The organism is Rhizobium sp. P40RR-XXII, from assembly GCF_012641405.1.
Classification (GTDB): domain Bacteria; phylum Pseudomonadota; class Alphaproteobacteria; order Rhizobiales; family Rhizobiaceae; genus Rhizobium.
In genome coordinates this window covers 1-17,389 of sequence record NZ_JABAII010000005.1, presented here as the reverse complement: position 1 = coordinate 17,389, position 17,389 = coordinate 1, and the positions used below count along the sequence as shown (strand labels likewise).

At 59.5% G+C, this 17,389-nt stretch carries 12 protein-coding genes and 3 pseudogenes; 4 read left to right on the top strand and 11 right to left on the bottom strand.

The window, feature by feature from the left end; genetic code table 11:
- Nucleotides 1-9: 9 nt before the first annotated feature.
- Complete coding sequence (gene ligD / locus HGP16_RS11270; RefSeq protein WP_168840101.1) at nucleotides 10-1,062, bottom strand: non-homologous end-joining DNA ligase; 1,053 nt, start codon at nucleotides 1,060-1,062, stop codon at nucleotides 10-12.
- Between the two features lie 281 nt (nucleotides 1,063-1,343).
- Between ligD and HGP16_RS11265 the strand changes: the two genes are divergently transcribed.
- From HGP16_RS11265 to HGP16_RS11255, 3 genes are read left to right on the top strand one after another with little or no spacing between them, the layout of a single operon-like run.
- Nucleotides 1,344-2,108 carry an ImuA family protein gene (locus HGP16_RS11265; RefSeq protein WP_168840100.1) on the top strand — a complete coding sequence of 255 codons (765 nt, stop codon included), beginning with the start codon at nucleotides 1,344-1,346 and terminating at the stop codon, nucleotides 2,106-2,108.
- Nucleotides 2,029-3,540, top strand: a complete 1,512-nt coding sequence (locus HGP16_RS11260) for a Y-family DNA polymerase (RefSeq protein WP_168840099.1) — start codon at nucleotides 2,029-2,031, stop codon at nucleotides 3,538-3,540. The genes HGP16_RS11265 and HGP16_RS11260 overlap by 80 nt, the downstream gene beginning before the upstream one ends.
- Nucleotides 3,537-6,794: an error-prone DNA polymerase gene (locus tag HGP16_RS11255; RefSeq protein ID WP_168840098.1), complete on the top strand. Its 3,258-nt coding sequence runs from the start codon at nucleotides 3,537-3,539 to the stop codon at nucleotides 6,792-6,794. Before HGP16_RS11260 ends, HGP16_RS11255 begins: the two co-directional genes overlap by 4 nt.
- 283 nt (nucleotides 6,795-7,077) lie before the next feature.
- Here the strand turns inward: HGP16_RS11255 and HGP16_RS11250 are convergent, their stop codons facing one another.
- The 3 genes from HGP16_RS11250 to HGP16_RS11240 form a co-directional block, all read right to left on the bottom strand.
- Nucleotides 7,078-7,551, bottom strand: a complete 474-nt coding sequence (locus tag HGP16_RS11250) for a methyltransferase family protein (protein WP_168840097.1) — start codon at nucleotides 7,549-7,551, stop codon at nucleotides 7,078-7,080.
- Nucleotides 7,552-7,622: 71 nt separating this feature from the next.
- Complete coding sequence (locus HGP16_RS11245; protein ID WP_168840096.1) at nucleotides 7,623-8,003, bottom strand: antibiotic biosynthesis monooxygenase; 381 nt, start codon at nucleotides 8,001-8,003, stop codon at nucleotides 7,623-7,625.
- Between the two features lie 55 nt (nucleotides 8,004-8,058).
- Nucleotides 8,059-8,952 (bottom strand): NAD(P)/FAD-dependent oxidoreductase, encoded by an 894-nt coding sequence (locus tag HGP16_RS11240; protein WP_205927508.1) that lies wholly within the window; start codon nucleotides 8,950-8,952, stop codon nucleotides 8,059-8,061.
- 217 nt (nucleotides 8,953-9,169) lie between these two features.
- Between HGP16_RS11240 and HGP16_RS11235 the strand changes: the two genes are divergently transcribed.
- Nucleotides 9,170-9,817: a TetR/AcrR family transcriptional regulator gene (locus HGP16_RS11235; protein ID WP_168840094.1), complete on the top strand. Its 648-nt coding sequence runs from the start codon at nucleotides 9,170-9,172 to the stop codon at nucleotides 9,815-9,817.
- On the opposite strand, the pseudogene HGP16_RS33935 reads toward HGP16_RS11235, so the two are convergent.
- The 7 genes and pseudogenes from HGP16_RS33935 to HGP16_RS11200 form a co-directional block, all read right to left on the bottom strand.
- Nucleotides 9,800-10,006 (bottom strand): annotated as a pseudogene (locus HGP16_RS33935) (transposase); the annotation flags it as partial. The gene HGP16_RS11235 and the pseudogene HGP16_RS33935 sit on opposite strands and share 18 nt — an antisense overlap.
- Nucleotides 10,007-10,085: 79 nt before the next feature.
- Entirely contained in the window at nucleotides 10,086-13,061 is a 2,976-nt protein-coding gene (locus HGP16_RS11225; RefSeq protein WP_168840092.1) for a Tn3 family transposase, read from the bottom strand.
- Between the two features lie 118 nt (nucleotides 13,062-13,179).
- Entirely contained in the window at nucleotides 13,180-13,734 is a 555-nt protein-coding gene (locus HGP16_RS11220) for a hypothetical protein (protein WP_168840091.1), read from the bottom strand.
- Nucleotides 13,735-13,908: 174 nt separating this feature from the next.
- Nucleotides 13,909-14,973, bottom strand: a complete 1,065-nt coding sequence (locus HGP16_RS11215; RefSeq protein WP_246705513.1) for a transposase — start codon at nucleotides 14,971-14,973, stop codon at nucleotides 13,909-13,911.
- Nucleotides 14,974-15,498: 525 nt separating this feature from the next.
- Nucleotides 15,499-15,778, bottom strand: a pseudogene (locus tag HGP16_RS11210) (Tn3 family transposase); the annotation flags it as partial.
- Between the two features lie 293 nt (nucleotides 15,779-16,071).
- Complete coding sequence (locus HGP16_RS11205; RefSeq protein WP_168840090.1) at nucleotides 16,072-16,785, bottom strand: IS6 family transposase; 714 nt, start codon at nucleotides 16,783-16,785, stop codon at nucleotides 16,072-16,074.
- A gap of 183 nt (nucleotides 16,786-16,968) precedes the next feature.
- Nucleotides 16,969-17,389 (bottom strand): annotated as a pseudogene (locus HGP16_RS11200) (hypothetical protein); the annotation flags it as partial.

The window sequence follows — 17,389 nt, the reverse complement described above, 5'->3', positions numbered from 1 at the left end:
CTGATTTCGCTAGTCGAGCCGAAAGACGTCGGCATTGTCCTGGCGTTCTCGCAAACCCTTGTAGGACGGATGTCGAAGTTTGCCGTCCGCCGTCCAGGCGCGAAACTCGATCTCGGCGATCAGGGTCGGTTCGGCCCAGACAATATCGGCATTTCCGGAATAGGGCAGCGGCGGTTGCGTCCGCTTCCAGCGCAGCTTGTCCAGCATCTTCCGCAGCCGGATAGCCTCCGCTTCCTTGAAGCCCGTGCCGACGCTCCCAACATGGACGAGATCGGCTCCGCGAAAGGCGCCGAGTACCAACGAGCCGAAACCAGCCGGGAACCCCGACGACATCTCATAACCGACAACGAAGAAGGCCTCGCTCTGCACGCATTTGACCTTCACCCAATCGCCCGTCCGGCCGGAGCGATAGGGCCGATCGAGGTGCTTGCCAACGATACCTTCCAAGCCGAGACGGCAGACATGCTCAAGCAGGAGGGCTGGCTCGGCCTCAAGTGTCTCCGACAGCCTGATAGCGCCATCTTTTCCGTTCAACGTGTCCGCGAGGAGATGCCGGCGCGATCGAAATTCGACTCCGCGCAGGTCGTGTCCGTCGAGATAGATAAGATCGAAAGCATAAAGGACGGCGTCGGAGGCACGGTTGCCAGCTTGTTTGCCGGATGCGCCGAGCGATTGCTGCAACAGCCCAAAATCCGGCCGCCCTTCTTCGTCGAGCACAACGGCTTCGCCATCGATGATCATCGTCGCCGGTCCGAGCGCGCGGGCTGCCTCCACGATTGCTGGAAAGCGGTGCGTCCAATCATGGCCGCCACGAGTAAGGACCCGGATCCCCTGCACTTCGATATGCACAGCAAGGCGATAGCCATCCCACTTCAGCTCCCAGCTCCATTCGTTTCCCTTTGGGGGATGAGACTTCAGTTGCGCCAGCGCCGGCTCGACGCGGTCAGGCATCGGATCGAAAGGAAGCTGCGGCTGGGCGGGATTTCGCTTCACGCGCGGCTTTGAGCGGATCGGAGCCTCGGCGTCACGAAGGAGGGGTTTTGATCTCGGAGGCTTCTTCATCGCCCCAGTTCAGCAGAAAAATCTTAAAGACACTGTGACGTTGGCAACTTGTCCCCGCAATTCACACAAAGGGAGTAGCGCTCGGAGACGCCCGGAAAAAAATTCCAGTTGCGGTACGGGCCTGATTTCGCTGGCTATTCTTCCGATTCCTAATGTTCAGGATAATATTCCCATTCTTCCGGTTGCTTGACTCTTTCAATGTTCGGGAACAGATACAGAACATCTGCATTTGATCGACATGATGTCGGCCGCCAACACGACCTTGAAGGGAGCCGTGAACGATGACTGCTGCCCGTGCCTACGGGGTTTCCAATGTGATTTCCGCTCTGCGCGAGCGCATCGCCTCGCTGGAGGGCGTGTCAGCCAAAAAGGCTGGCTGTCTTGCCTTCGGCGTGCCGGAAATCGATGCAGTCCTTCCGGGAGGTGGTCTGGCCTTCGGCGCGTTGCACGAATTTGCAGGTGGCGGAGCCGGGACCGTCGACGGGGCGGCGGCAGCGCTATGCGCAGCGGGAATTGCGGCCCGCACCAAAGGTCCCGTGGTCTGGTGCCTGACGCGGCCGGACCTGTTTTTTCCAGCACTCGCTGAGGTCGGTCTCCATCCTGACCGGGTGATCTTCGTCGAGTCCGACAAGGAGGAAGACGTGCTCGCCAATATGGAAGAAGGGCTCTCCTTCGGCGGGCTCGGCGCGGTGGTCGGTGAACTCGTTCGCCTGCCGATGGTCAGCTCTCGCCGGCTGCAGCTGGCGGCCGAGAAAACAGGGACGATGGCGCTCGCCGTCCGACGATGGCGACGGCAGACGGAGGCGAACGATTTCGGGCAGCCGACGGCTTCGACCACACGGTGGCGGGTCAGCGTCATGCCATCGGAGGAGTTGCCAGTACCGGGTGTCGGCAGGGCGCAATGGTTGCTGGAATTGATGCGCGTGAAAGCGGGTGAATGTGCTGAGTTTCTCGTGAGGGCGTGCGATGACAAGGGTCGTCTCGATCTATCTTCCGGATCTTCCGACGGATCGCATTCGTCGCGCCGATCCCTCGATTTCGCCTGAACAGGCGATCGCCGTGATCGCCAGGAGCGGTTCGAAACGCTGGGTGTCGGCGGCCGACGCGGCCGCCAGAAAAGCCGGCGTGCATGTCGGCATGCCAGCTGCCAAAGCGCAGGCGCTGTTCCGTGGCCTGATGCTAGTCGATGCGGATCCGGCAGCGGATGCCGCAGCACTCGAGCGCATCACGCTCTGGGCGCTGACGCTCTACTCTCCGATCGTCGCAGTCGATGGGATCGACGGCATTGTCATGGACACAGAGGGTGCCGATCACCTGCAGGGGGGCGAGCTGCCGATGGTGACGAGGATCGCCAACCAGTTCCTGGCAAAAAAGCTTACCGCCCGCGTTGCAGTCGCCGACACTTGGGGCGCGGCACACGCCTGTGCCCGTGCCATCAGCCGCGAGACGGTCATCGTGCCGATCGGTGAATCCGTCCGCGCTGTCGAGAAGCTGCCGTTATCGCTGTTGCGTCTTCCGGGAAAGGTCGTCAGCGATCTGCGCACGCTCGGTTTCCAGACGATCGGAGAATTGGCCAATACGCCGCGCGCGCCGCTGACGCTACGTTTCGGTCCGGAAATCGGCCGGCGGCTCGACCAGACATTCGGCCGATTGTCGGAGCCGATCGATCCGATCCGTACCGCCGAGCTCGTCGAGGTCTCCAGAGCCTTTGCAGAACCGATCGGGGCAGCCGAGACGATCAACAAATATGTCGGCCGGCTGGTCGTGCAACTGATCGAGGAGCTGCAAAGGCGTGGCCTCGGCGTTCGACGCGCTGACCTGATCGTCGAGAAGGTCGATGGCAGCAGGCAGGCGATCCGCGCCGGGACGGTGAAGCCGGTGCGCGACGTCGCCTGGCTGACAAAACTCTTCCGCGACCGCACGGAAAAGATCGAGCCCGGCTTCGGCATCGAGAAGCTGACCTTGGTTGCGGTCATGGCCGAGCCGCTGGAGGAGCGCCAGAATTCCTCGTCGCTGGTCGAGGAGGAGGTCACCGACGTCACGCCGCTGATCGATATCTATGGCAACCGCGGTCAGCGGGTCTATCGGGTGGCGCCTGTTGCCTCTGATGTGCCCGAGCGCTCTGTCCAGCGGATCAGCGCCGTGGCCGATCCGGTCGACGTCAGCTGGGTCAGCCATTGGCGCCGGCCAGTCCGCCTGCTGGCCCGTCCGGAGTTGATCGAGGCGATCGCCTTGCTGCCGGACCGGCCGCCCGTCTCGATCACCTGGCGTGGCAAGCGCCGCAAGGTCAAACGGGCTGATGGCCCTGAGCGCATTTTTGGGGAGTGGTGGCAGCGCGACGCCGAGATGGAGGCGGTGCGGGACTACTTCGTCATCGAAGACGAGGCTGGCGAACGTCTCTGGGTCTTTCGCTCCGGTGACGGCATCGATCCGGAAACCGGGTCCCACCGCTGGTTCTGCCATGGGATCTTCGCATGAGCTACGCCGAGCTGCAGGTCACCACCCATTTTTCCTTCCTTCGCGGTGCAAGCTCGGCGCAGGAATTGTTCGAAACCGCCAAGACGCTCGGCATCGAAGCCCTCGGCATCGTCGATCGCAACTCACTGGCCGGGATTGTGCGGGCGCTTGAGGCATCGCGCGCCACCGGATTGCGCCTCGTCGTCGGTTGCCGGCTCGATCTGGCTGATGGCATGTCGTTGCTGGTTTACCCGACAGACCGAGCCGCCTATTCCAGGCTCACGCGTCTGATCACGCTTGGCAAGTCCCGCGGCGGCAAGAACAACTGCATCCTGCACTGGGACGACGTCATCGCCTATGCCGAGGGCATGATCGGGATCCTGGTCCCGGATCTGCCCGATGACCTCTGTGCGATCCAGCTGCGCAAGATGGGCGAGGTGTTTGGCGACCGAGCCTATGTGTCGCTATGCCTTCGGCGTCGGCAGAACGACCAGATGCGGCTGCATGAGATCTCCAACCTCGCTGCCCGGTTCAGGGTGAAGACGGTGGTCACCAATGATGTCCTCTTCCATGAGCCGGGCCGGCGGCAGCTGCAGGACATCGTCACCTGCATCCGCACCCGCACGACGATCGACGAGGTCGGTTTCGAGCGCGAGCGTCATGCCGACCGATACCTGAAGCCGCCGGAAGAAATGGAGCGGCTGTTTCCGCGCTACCCGGAGGCGCTTGCCCGGACGATGGAGATCGTCCGTCGGTGCAAATTCTCGCTTGAAGAGTTGACCTACCAATATCCAGAGGAGGCGATCGTGCCGGGCAAGGATGCCCAGGCGTCGCTCGAGCATTATGTCTGGGAATGCGTGCCGGACCGCTATCCCGAAGGTCTGCCGCCAGATGTTCTGAAGACCGTGCGCCACGAGCTCGATCTCATCCGCACCATGAAATACGCCCCCTATTTTCTCACGGTCTTCTCGATCGTGCGCTATGCGCGCTCGCAAGGCATTCTCTGCCAGGGCAGGGGGTCTGCGGCCAACAGCGCCGTGTGCTACATTCTCGGCATCACCAGCATCGATCCCTCGACCAACGATCTTCTGTTCGAACGATTTGTCAGCCAGGAGCGCGACGAGCCGCCGGATATCGACGTCGATTTCGAGCACGAGCGACGAGAGGAGGTGATCCAGTGGATCTACCAGACCTACAGCCGGGAAAAGGCGGCACTCTGCGCCACCGTGACCCGCTATCGAGCTCGCGGCGCGATCCGCGACGTTGGTAAGGCACTCGGCCTGCCGGAGGACGTGATCAAGGCCTTGTCGTCCGGCATGTGGTCGTGGTCGGAAGAGGTTCCAGACCGCAATATCCGCGAGCTCAACCTCAATCCCGACGACCGCCGTCTGGTGCTAACCCTCAAACTGGCGCAGCAGCTGATGGGCGCCCCGCGGCACCTGGGCCAGCATCCCGGCGGCTTTGTCCTCACCCATGATCGGCTCGACGATCTGGTGCCGATCGAACCGGCGACGATGAAGGATCGGCAGATCATCGATTGGGACAAGGACGACGTCGAAGCTCTGAAGTTCATGAAGGTGGACATCCTGGCGCTCGGCATGCTGACCTGCATGGCCAAGGCCTTCGATCTGATCCGCGATCACAAGGACCGCGATCTCGACCTGTCGAAAATCGAGCAGGAGGACCCCGCGACCTATGCGATGATCCGTAAGGCCGATACGCTCGGCACCTTCCAGATCGAAAGCCGAGCCCAGATGGCGATGCTGCCGCGCCTGAAGCCGCGCACATTTTACGACCTTGTTGTGCAGGTTGCGATCGTCCGGCCTGGACCTATCCAGGGTGACATGGTGCATCCCTATCTTCGCCGGCGGGAAGGCAAGGAGGCTGTCGAGTACCCGACGCCCGAATTGGAAGCCGTGCTCGGCAAGACGCTCGGTGTACCCTTGTTCCAGGAGTCGGCGATGCGGGTGGCGATGGTCTGCGCCGGCTTTACCGGCGGCGAGGCCGATCAGCTGCGCAAGTCGATGGCAACCTTCAAATTTACCGGCGGCGTCTCGAGGTTCAAGGACAAGCTGGTGTCGGGAATGGTCAAGAACGGCTACACGCCGGAATTCGCAGAGAAGACCTTTTCGCAACTCGAAGGCTTCGGCTCCTACGGCTTCCCGGAAAGCCATGCGGCCTCCTTCGCGCTGATCGCCTACGCCTCGAACTACATCAAGTGCCATTATCCGGATGTCTTTTGTGCAGCGCTTTTGAACAGCCAGCCAATGGGCTTCTATGCCCCCGCCCAGATCGTCGGGGATGCGATCAAGCATGAAGTCGAGGTGCGACCGGTCTGCGTCAACCGTTCGCGCTGGGACTGCACGCTAGAAAGGATTGGCAGCGCCGATCGGCATGCGGTCCGGCTGGGGTTTCGGCAGGTGAGGGGACTGGCAGTCGCCGATGCGGCGCGGATTGTCGCAGCGCGCATGAACAGCCCGTTCGCCTCTGTCGACGACATGTGGCGCCGGTCCGGTGTGCCGACGGAAGCGCTTGTCCAGCTCGCGGAGGCCGATGCGTTTCTGCCCTCGCTCAAACTTGAGCGGCGCGATGCGCTTTGGGCGATCAAGGCGCTGCGCGACGAGCCCTTGCCCTTATTTGCCGCCGCGGCCGAACGCGAGATGGCGGCCATTGCCGAGCAGCAGGAGCCGAAGGTGGCTCTTCGGCAAATGACCGACGGCCACAACGTCATTGAGGACTACAGCCATACCGGACTGACTTTGCGGCAACATCCGGTCGCGTTTCTGCGCAAGGACCTGTCGGCACGAAACATCATTCCCTGTGGTGAGGCGATGAATGCCCGGGATGGGCGGTGGGTTTACACGGCCGGCCTCGTGTTAGTTCGGCAAAAACCAGGATCGGCCAAGGGAGTGATGTTCATCACCATCGAGGACGAGACGGGGCCGGCAAATATCGTTGTCTGGCCCACATTGTTTGAGAAACGCAGGCGCGTGGTGCTGGGATCATCGATGATGGCGATCAATGGGCGCATCCAGCGGGAAGGGGAGGTCGTGCATCTCGTCGCACAGCAGTTGTTCGACCTTTCCGGTGACCTGGTCGGGCTTGCTGATCGTGATACGGACTTCAGGCTGCCGACCGGGAGAGGCGATGAATTTGCCCATGGCGGCGGCGTGCCGGATTCACGCGACAGGCCGAAGCCGGTCGTTCCACGGGATATGTTCACACCCGATCTTCACATCGATACGTTGAAGGTGAAGAGCAGAAATTTTCATTGATATTCAGTTTTGAAAACTGTGGTCACTGGTTCGCATCCTGTCAAGGCGAAGGCTTCGGCGGCTTCGCGCCAATAGCGATCACGGCGTTGATGCCATCCATGGGAACAGCCCAGCTTGTCAACGATTTGTTGCCTGTTGCGAGTGGGATCACCGCCCCGCGGCGAGTGAAGGCGCTGTCTGGCAAGTCAATCCGACGTTAGCCAAGTTCATGTATGCCATGCATCCCGAAGAGCGGCCGCATGAAGGATGCCAACACTGGCTTCGGTGCCGTAGCAGGGAATAGTCAGAACCGGCGGCGAACCCTGGCCTTATAGCTCCGGTACTCTTCGCCGAATTTTGTTTCCAGATAGCGTTCTTCGCGGGCGATTACCTGGGTCTGGATTACGATCAGCACCATGGGCAATAGGGCGAAGGCAACTGGCCCGTCGAAGCCGATCGCAAGGCCGGCGTAGATAACCGCCATGGCGAGATACATGGGATTGCGGGTCCACCGATAGGGTCCTGTCGTCGCGCTCTTGGTCGTTGGACGAGACGGTGGCGCGTTGGTGCCTAACCGCCGGAACAGCCCCGCTGCCGCAAGCATCATTGCTGCGCCGGCAACGAACAGCAGCGCGCCCGTCGCGAACAGCAACCGCCAGTCGATGCCGAAAGAGCGCAGGGCGACGAACCGCTCCGCCGCCAGCCCAAACAGCAGCGCTCCCAGATAGATCAGGGGCGGGGGGAAGCGCACACCAGCGCTGTCCGGTTTGACTGCCATGCTCATCCTCTCAAACCAGCATCGACTGCTGGGCCCCAATACCCGCCGTCGCCCCGAGCATGTGCCCCGGGTCAGGCCGGACAAAAACCGGGGACGGCGACCTTTTGGAACAGGTGCGGTCTTGCTTCGACCGATGACGGATATCCTGGAAGTTTCGCGAGGAACTCGGGATCAGTGAAGGCTGCGCGGACCGCCTCGGTGGATTCCCACATCACATAGTTCAGGTAAGTCGGGCTATCGCCGATCGCTCGATGCAGTTGCATGGAAATGAAGCCCGGCGCCTTCGATACGACCTCGGCAGCCGCCTTGAAAGCATCCAGGAAGCCCGCTTCATCTGCACGATCGACGACTGTGAAGAGGTTGATGAGCACGAGAGGCGCGGCCGCGATGCCGAGTTGGCGGTCAAACGGGAATTTCTCGTCGAGAGGTATGAATGGTTTTGCGGCGGCCATGGCGGCGCTCCTGTCTGTCGCAAAATTGAGCTAGGAAGATCAATGCTGCTTGGACTCAAGTGAGCATCGACTGTTGAGCGAAGATACCCGCGCTCGCGCCTTGCCATATCGCCGTGGTAACCGAAGGGATGCCAGGATTGGCAAGGTCACCAGCAGCGTAGATGCCTGGCATGCTTGTCTCGCGGCGCTCATCGGTCTTAAGCGCGATGCCGGTTGGCGTATTGACCGTGGCGAGGCCCAGTGCGTCATGCAGGCTTGCGGACGGCTTGTTGCGGGGATGCGCGAACAGGATGTCGACCGCGCCCTCGGCTCCCGTATCGAGCTTGATAGTGGCGCCATGGCTCCCGTGCCGTACTATTTCGGTGATCCGTCCATCAACGAGAGGGGCATGGCGGGCCGCCAGATCGGCTCGCGTATCGGCGGCAATATCGTGACCATTGCCGAAGACGGTCAATCTGTCTGTCCAATCGTGAAACAGCCTGACCTGATTTATCGACTGCGGGCCAGACCAGACGAGTCCCCAATGCTGGTCGGCAACTTCGAAGCCATCGCAGTATGGGCATGGAATGACGGATGTGCCCCAGTTCTCGGCAAAACCCCGCACATCAGGCATTTGGTCAACAACGCCATAGCTCAGGACCACGCGACGCGCGCTGACGGTTTCACCGTCGCCAGTGAGGACGGAGAAATTATCGATGGTGCCGGAGATGCTGTCGGCGCGGGCATTGACCATTTTGATCGCAGGGTAGCGAGCGAGTTGCTGTCGAGCCTCGGCCAGGATGTCGGACGGTGGCTTGTCATCATGGCCGAGCACACCGTGCGAGCGGCCAGCGAAGCGGTTGCGCTGAAGGCCGGTATCGAAAACGATGACTTTGCGGCGGGCACGGCCAAGCTGCAGGGCGGCGGCTAAACCAGCAAAGCTGCCGCCGATGATGATGACGTCATTCATGGTGATAGACTCCGAGTTACGGATCGAAAGCGATGAGTTGGGCGTGGCCGCTGCCTGAGTACTAGGGACGCCGATGGTGGAAAGCGCAGCCAGCTTCAGCAGTGTTCTCCGTCGCATGGCGCCTCGTAGCTTGGGTTATTGGAATTGGCTTGCATATTTCAGATACTGGATGGTATCGTAAAATTAAATAACGATACTGTCAAGGATCGCAATTGCCATGAGTGAAAATGTCCAAAACCGACGCGGTCGGCCCGCCAACGAGGCGCTTGGCCAAACAATCGTCAATGCAGCGTGCGAACTGTTTGAGGAGTTGGGATTTCATGCGGCGACATTGGATATGGTCGCCCAGCGCGCGAAGATATCCAAGCTTAGCATCCACAAGCACTTTGAAAGCAAGGAAGCGCTGTTTGGCGCGGCCTTTGCAGCACGCTGCCAGCAGTTAATTCCGCAGAAACTTTTTGAAGGCGTCGCCGGCTCAGCCGACGATCAGCTGATGGCGGCGGGATCGTCACTGCTTCGCACCCTTCTGCGCCCGGAAGTCCGCAATGTTGAGGCCATGGTCATGGCCGACACGCCAAACCAGAAGTCATTGAGCAAGCTCCACTACGAAGCAGGGCCCGCCCATATCACTGCGCAAATCGAGGGATTGTTGCGCCGGTTGCATTCGAAGGCGCTCCTGAACGTGCCCGATCCTTTTCAGTCCGCCCGCTTATTTGCAGCACTGTTCAAGGGCTGCGATCTCGCGATTATCGCACGCTTCGATGAGGCTAAAGGATCGGACGATAGCGAGATAGAATCCTACTGCCGCTCAGCCGTCGGCATGTTCATAGCCGCGCACCGCTGCAACGTCGATGCGGGCCGGTAATCCCCGCATCTGTTTGATGCGATTGAAGAAGCGCTCCACCTGATTTCGCTGACGGTATACCCACGGACTGAAACTGAAGGCCTTTTTGCGGTTGGCATCTGCGGGGATGTTCGCCCGGCACTTGCGTTGTTCGGCAAAGCTACGGATTGCATCTGTGTCATATGCCTTGTCGGCAAGGATCGTTGCTCCGGGCTGCAGGTGGATAGCAGAGAGGGGCCAGAACAAGAGCAGTGCGAAATCGTACGCTAAGGGCGAACGGAATGAGAACTTATGCGACCCGCCGTAGCCCGGCTGGCAGACGGAGCGATCGAAATCCGTTGGACATCTGGTGTTCGGCATCCCAGGTGTAGATGCCAGTAAGGTTGATGTGTTCCCAACTCAGCGGCGAGATGTGCTTCAACAGAGTATCCGGAATGTCTCGACGCCCTCGCTTCAGCTGTGTGATTGCACGGTCGAGATAGACTGTATTCCAGTGGACGATCGCACTGACGACGAGGTTGAGACCAGAGGCGCGGAACGCTTGGCTCTCGAACGACCGGTCGCGGATCTCGCCCCGCTCGTGGAAGAACACAGCACGTTTCAGCTTATGGGCGGCCTCGCCCTTGTTGAGACCGGCTTGGCATCTCCGCCGTAGTGCCGGAGTTGAGTACCATTCGATCATGAAGAGCGACCTTTCGATGCGGCCGAGTTCGCGGAGCGCCCTCGCGAGATGGCTTTGCTTCGGAGATGCGGCCAGTTTCTTGAGGATCGTAGACGGCACCACGGACCGCGTCGTGATCGACGCGGCGAGATGGAGCAGATCGTCCCAATGGTCGAGAATCAGGCTGGCATTGATCGGCGCCCCGATGTGGTTCGACAGCGCCGGATATGCATCGCTCTTCTCGAACGTGTGGAACTTCCGGTCTTTGAGATTGCGCAGTCGCGGTGAGAACCGCTTTCCGATCAAGGCGAACAGCCCGAAGATATGATCACTGGCTCCGCCTGTGTCGGTAAAGTGCTCATGGATGTCGAGGGCCGTGTCCTGATCGAAGAGCCCGTCGAGCACATAGGCCGCCTCACTCTCGGTCGGACTGATGGGCAAAATGCTGAAGTAGCCGTACTGATCTGACAAATGGCTATAGAATTTCGATCCGGGCTCGCTGCCGTAATGCAAGTTGATGTCGCCGCGCTTTGCAGCCCGGTCGCTCGCACGGAAGAATTGGCCATCGGACGATGACGTTGTGCCATTGCCCCAAAGGCGCGAATGCGGATGCTGGGTGTGGGCATCGGTGATGCACGCTTGAGCCGCGCGGTAGGTCTCCGATCGGGCGTGGAATGTGCGCATCCACCTAATCTGGTGAGCGCTGATCCCCTTGGAGGCGCCCGCCATTCGCTTGGGGCCAAGGTTCGTCGCATCGGCCAGTACACCGGCGAGCATGGCAGAAACATTTTTTGGGACGTCGCCGGTGCGAACATGCGTGAAGTGATCCGCAAAGCCGGTCCATTCATGCACTTCCCTTAACAGGTCGGGAACTTCGACCAACGGATACATGTCGCTGATCTCGGCATTCAGTTCCTCTGCTGCAACGGGGACTTCGCCGACGGTTGGTGTGACGATCAACGTTCCGGCCTCAAGACGAACTCCTTCGAGCTTTCCGGATCGTGCTCTGTGCGCGAGACGCTGCAGGTTGAACTCGAGCATCTGCCTCGCTTCGGCAAGCCACTGCGCGCCGTCGCTCTCGACCCCCAAACCGAGACGATCGTCTTCCTTCATCGTGATGAATGTCGATCGCGGCATCAGATGCTCGTCAATCGGCCGGAAAGATCGGCTGCCGTCGACCCAGATCTCCGCAGATCTAAGCCGGTCTCGCAAAGCAGCGAGCGTCGCGATCTCGTAGAGACGGCGATCGGGTTTTTCCTGTTCGAAGATCAGCCGCCGATCAGTTTGGCTGAGGTGGCTGACAGGCACCCGCTCCGGGAGTGTCCGCCGCTTCTCGGTATAAAGCCGTTTCAGCAGCGCGATTGCCGCGAGAAGCGGGTCGTGGCGATGCGCCGAGCGGAACGTGAAGGCTAGAAGGAACGCGCCAGCGTATTTGTGGACGGTCGCATATTGCTCGGCTGCTACGATCAACGACGGCGCCTCATTATCGTCGACCATCGACTCGAGCTCAGGCTTCATCCGAAGCAGCCGGTCCCAGCCGACTCTTTGGTCGAGAACATCCAATGCATTCCGACCATAGTCGTTGGCGGATTGCAGTGCGGTGATCGTATCTAGAAACATGCGCAGCGCTTTGGCGGTATTCGCTCTGCAGTCCATCTGTCGCTGCTTCTTTCGATTGTTGGCTTGCGAGAATAACTTGCCCATCAGCTTGATGAACATCGTCACCGCGTCGTCCGTGAGCTTCTGGCCAAGCTTGATGACCTGAGCCACGATCAGAGCGTGGCGGCGGCTGGCGTTGAAGTCGTTGGCAAGCCAGGCCGGCGTTGCGTTGCCCTCCCGGATCATCTGGTCCCAACGTCCGGATGATACGCGCGCCTGCAGTTCCGGATCGATCTCCAGCCGCCGCAGAAAAGCTATTCGCTCGGTCAGCCCGACGAGGTTCGAGGCAGCCGGCGCTTCTGGCGCGGAACGCAGCCAATGGAAGCGCGTCTGGCTGATCGACGGGTCAACCTCTAACAGCCTATCCAGTGATTGAAGCCTGTCGAGTGGGATGTCTTCAATCAAAGTTCTTTCTGCCTGGCGCCGGGCTATGGCACGACCGGCAAGGCCGATCCGTTCGATCGTGTCGATCGCGGGCAGAAGAGCTGCGCGTTCACGAAACACGGCGACAACGGAACTGGCTATCGCAGCACCGTCGTCGGACATGGTCGCCGCCTGGATTGCAGCCAATAGTGCGGCGCGGCGATCTTGCAGCGTCGCACTTCTCGTATCCAGATACACCATCAAGCGCGCCGTATGATCGCGCCGGGTTTCTTCACGGCGTGCATAGAGGTCAAATGCTTCCGGGGCGGCGCCGATCTGATCAGCAACATACTCCAGCATAGCGCGAGGCGGAATTTCTTCTGCCCCCAGCACTCGACCCGGGTATCGCATCAGACATAGCTGAATGGCAAAGCCGAGCCGATTGTGACTACGTCTCCGCAGTTCGATCTCCAGGCGATCCGCTAACGATAACGAATAGTGGCGGATTAGGCTGTCCTCGTCGACTGGGATATCGACCAGCTTCCGGCGATCTTGATCTTTGAGAAGCTTGCGCTTTGCCATCGCCCGACTCCATTAACGACCAATCTGCGTGAAGGGTTGTCGAGTCGGGCCGGACAGAGAAATCAAAACTGGCGCATGTCGATGGCAATCCACAGAGATCGGATGATGCGCATCCGATCTACGGCATGGTTCCGGTTTCGTTCGACCTTAGCGTACGATTTCGGCCTACTCTTGTTCTGACCCCAAGCATGGCCGTAACGGTTTTGGCCATCGACTGCGACATAAATCGATCGTGGTCGGTGCGACCGTATTGGTAATGTTCGTAAAGAATTGTCTGGTCATGCGCTATCAGCAGTCCCGTTGCGGGGTTGCGTGCAAGATAATCAGGCAAGGTGGCCGTAGAGGTTGCGAATGTGCTGACGTCCCCGAACGGATAAGAGAGCGTGATCTCACTTTGAGCTCGTAATAGCGGAGAAGGCTTTTCGGCAGCAGCTACCGTGTTGACTCGAATTCCTGGCAACTGATCAAGATGGCTGTAGTTCCCAACCATATTTTGCAATTTATCATAGGGCCAGCCCACCGGATAGCCAAGTTGCTGGCCATAGGTCTCAGGGTTGGGTCCGGTATCTGAAAACACAGGATCGGCCTTCGGAGGCTCTTGCGCATAGGAGGCTGACGACCCGAAAATAAGTGGCAATACGACAGCCAGTGACCGGTATTTCCATCCGTGCATAGCTATCCTCCCAACGTGTACCGAGGGGAACATTTATAGCATTTGGGTTGCGACTTTTGTGACGATTGTTCGGAGGGGGCTTGCAAATAGCCCGTCTGCTTTCGGCCGATAGCCTTTGAACTATCCTTTCTTGGGTAGCGTACCGATGCGCTCCGCTTCTAAGAGTGGGCTGAGTTAGAATGGGCGCCCGACCAATTCTGCCAACGGCGGCACCTTTGATCCGCCCACGTCCAGGTCAAGGCGATCGCCAAGATAAGTATAGGATGAGATGCCGAGCTTCTGACAGGTCTTCAATAAACCAAGCATGACGTCGCGCGCGATACGACCGTCAAGGCTCATGGTGCCACCGGAGATCTTTCGCTTGGTGACGAAGGTCCGCAGATCGTTCTCAGAAGCGTTGGTATGCAGCGGAATATCGGGATGCTCGAGTACCTTGAGAAGCTCCCGGCGGCGTCGGTACAAGCGCACCAGGAGCTTGTCGAGTGCGTCATATCCGGTGCGCAGGATGAAGATGCGATCGAACCTGCGCCGGAAAGCCGGGATTGCTTGCGGAACGACATTTTGCTTCCAGACCTTGAGCGCCTTGTAGAAGCGCCAGACGAGGTCGCGGATCAATTCGACGCATCGCACCTCTCGTCGCTTTGCCGGCATCAGCTTTTGCAACAGGCGTTCGCAATGGATCCAACACAAAGCGTGATTGCCGACGCGGAACTGGCCAGCATCGTCGGAGACAATGACCGTGCTGCCGAGCAAGCCGTGATGGCGGATCGCGCCCCAGCTGCTGGCTTCGAGAAGCAGGCGCAACAGTTGCCGATCAAAGATATCGATGCTTCTACCGGTCAAATATTCCAGGAAGGCAACCTGGTCGGCGAAGATGGTGGTGGACCTGGTGGTGAGCTTCTCCACGATCGCCTGCTCGGCGCCCTGTGTCCGCAGCCAGTTTATGGCCTCCTCGTTCAGGATATAGTCCTGATGACCTGCTTTCAGGATCGATAGGAAATTGAGCCGCGATTTGGAAAAGCTGGTGCGGAAGATGGAAAAGCGCTCACCACCGATCTGGGTGGTGTAGGCGTTGCGCCTGATGTGACGGGCGCCGGTGTCGTCGACGGTGATGAAGGGCGTCGAAACCAGCCCGGCATGCAGAACCGCGCTATCTTCAATGATAAACGGATCGAGATGTGTGGTCAGCAGTCGCAGGACCTGCCGCTTCGAGATCTCGATGCCGATGCTGTTCAGCATCTCGGTCAGCCTGGGCGTCGTGACTGTCCCTGTGCATGTAGCGCCAGACAGATTCGACGCAAATTGCGACCAAAGCCGCAGGCGACTCCGTCGGGCAAGGGAGCCGTTATCAGTTTGCCCTGAGGCGTCAGCCAGCGTTCGCGCCGATAATGGACAAGCTCCGCGGCAAGTATCAGGTCACGCACGAAGAAGCTTTTGTACCCTTTGAAGCGTGAGCCTTCGGGTATGTCGGCCTTCAGTGTCACGGTGCGAGTGATCCGATTCTTGTCCCGCTTATGGCCGCGGGGCAGCTTGCCGGCTGTTCGATTTTCCCCGGGATTATCCCTGGCCGGATCTGTTTCTTGTCCATACCCGACGGTCGAAACGGCGGACGCGGCGGCAGTTTCTTCAGCCGCGCGATCTCGTCGCGCAGTTGTTGGTTCTCAACCTTCAGGCGGACATTTTCCAACCGGAGTTCGGCATTGCCTTGCCGCAAGGCATCGTGGCCCCTGAACATTAAAAGGGCACGGATATACGGTAGGCGGATCAGAGGGAGAACGGGATGGGCCGGAAGCCGTTTTCGTCGAGAGCGGGCTTTTCCTCCCAGAGATAATCGCCCGTCAGATTTACATGTTTCCCATGTGAGCGGCGACAGGCTGGAAAGCAGATGCTCGGGAATGATTTGCCCAGCTTCGCCCAACGTGTCGACGACGCGGCCAGTGTAGATCGTATTCCAATGGATGATGGCGGTGACGATCAGGTTGAGAGCGGAGGCTCGGATAGATAGAGCGCGACCGACAATATCGGTTCGACGCTGTCGTCTCCGGCGGCTACAATAAGGGTACCATCACCGGCGACTATGCCAATGTCAGCCAGCAAAGCGGGATTGTCGCCGGTGGCGGCGGCTATCATGTCGTCACAAACGGCACCATAGGTCTCGTTGGCGGTCTGATCGCTTCGACCGCTGATCCCAGCAACAACGACCTAACCGCCAGCCAGATCCTTTATTCCAACATCGCAAACTCGATGTCGGCTTCTTCGACCAGCTACGGGATCAGCCTGATAGGTCCCGGCACGGTGGCGTCGCCTTAATGGAAGCCAGGATCTGAAGGGTGCTTTTCAGGCGTCAACCGACAATGCGATTTCACGCCAGGCGGCGATGGCCTGGGTGCGGAGTTGGCGATGATCGGTGGCAGAGAGATGTTTCCGATGGAGCTGAAAGAGGTTGGCGACCTGACCATGGACCGAGACGAAACGTTGACATTGTCGCGCTGACTTAAAGCACATCATTCGCCGCTCTCGGCGCCGTAGCGGCAGATGAGAATTTTCGGCACGGTTGTTCAATCCCTTGTGCGATCGATGCTCTACGCCCGGCATCAACTCGGCCTTTGCGGCGGAATACGAACGCAGCTTGTCAGTCACCAGCACCCGCGGGGTGGTACCCTGGTTCTTGAGCAGCTTGCGCATCAGACGCAACGCTGCTGCCTTGTTCCTTCTGCTTTGCAGCAGGGTATCGAGGACATAACCGTTTGCATCGACGGCGCGCCACAGCCAGTATTTCTTTCCCTTGATCGTCACCACCATCTCATCGAGCTGCCACTTGTCGGCAAAGTGGCCTCGTGAGCGGCGCCGGAGCTGATGAGCGAACTTCAAGCCGAATTTCGCCGCCCATTCCGCGACGGTCTGAAACGTGACGGTGATGCCGCGCTCAGCCAACAGATCTTCGACGTCGCGCAGGCTCAACGGGAACCGATAATACAGCCACACCGCATGGGCAATGATCTCAGCAGGAAACCGGTGGCGTCTGAAGTGAGCATGCGGGGCTTCGGTCATGACAGCCCGATTATCAAGTCGATTCAAACCAGCCGATTAAGGCGACGCCACCCCAATCGCGCCTCCGATGACGTCATTTTCCCTGCTCAGCTTGACGCTCGGCCACCAGATAGCAGCGTGCGAAGCCCGTAGATCATGACCTCGTGCTGAGGAATGGCATCCCTGTCGAAGATCACCCAGCAATCATGGTCTTAGAGAATTGAAGATCGCTCTAGCATTGGCTGCGATGGTAGCCGACTGCGTCATGAAAAAGTCCGTCGTGCTTCTGAAATCGTACGAGATGGCGAGCTGCTCTGATAACTGTTCGGTGGCAGTGCAATAGAGCCAGGGTTGGCTCTTAGAATGAAAATCCCGGCATCGGGCGAAATATCCGTCTGGCCGCATCAGATAGAAGTCATTTTGCGAGCCATAGGTTCGGAGGCCATCGGGCCCTACGATAGCTTGGTTTTTCAACATGGCTTCGCGTTCGCGGGCCTGGGGATCAAAGCCCTGGGCTTTAACGGAAACCGTTATTTCGACAGGCTTGTCGGGTATAACGTCCGTCGGAATGAGGTGGCAGGCCATTTCGGCCCATGGATATTCAGGATGTGGGCGCGAGCAGAAC

Coding starts and splice junctions, on each gene's coding strand:
- ligD (WP_168840101.1), bottom strand. CDS start 1,062: ATGAAGAAGCCTCCGAGATCAAAACCCCTCCTTCGTGACGCCGAGGCT.
- HGP16_RS11265 (WP_168840100.1), top strand. CDS start 1,344: ATGACTGCTGCCCGTGCCTACGGGGTTTCCAATGTGATTTCCGCTCTG.
- HGP16_RS11260 (WP_168840099.1), top strand. CDS start 2,029: ATGACAAGGGTCGTCTCGATCTATCTTCCGGATCTTCCGACGGATCGC.
- HGP16_RS11255 (WP_168840098.1), top strand. CDS start 3,537: ATGAGCTACGCCGAGCTGCAGGTCACCACCCATTTTTCCTTCCTTCGC.
- HGP16_RS11250 (WP_168840097.1), bottom strand. CDS start 7,551: ATGGCAGTCAAACCGGACAGCGCTGGTGTGCGCTTCCCCCCGCCCCTG.
- HGP16_RS11245 (WP_168840096.1), bottom strand. CDS start 8,003: ATGGCCGCCGCAAAACCATTCATACCTCTCGACGAGAAATTCCCGTTT.
- HGP16_RS11240 (WP_205927508.1), bottom strand. CDS start 8,952: ATGAATGACGTCATCATCATCGGCGGCAGCTTTGCTGGTTTAGCCGCC.
- HGP16_RS11235 (WP_168840094.1), top strand. CDS start 9,170: ATGAGTGAAAATGTCCAAAACCGACGCGGTCGGCCCGCCAACGAGGCG.
- HGP16_RS11225 (WP_168840092.1), bottom strand. CDS start 13,061: ATGGCAAAGCGCAAGCTTCTCAAAGATCAAGATCGCCGGAAGCTGGTC.
- HGP16_RS11220 (WP_168840091.1), bottom strand. CDS start 13,734: ATGCACGGATGGAAATACCGGTCACTGGCTGTCGTATTGCCACTTATT.
- HGP16_RS11215 (WP_246705513.1), bottom strand. CDS start 14,973: ATGCTGAACAGCATCGGCATCGAGATCTCGAAGCGGCAGGTCCTGCGA.
- HGP16_RS11205 (WP_168840090.1), bottom strand. CDS start 16,785: ATGACCGAAGCCCCGCATGCTCACTTCAGACGCCACCGGTTTCCTGCT.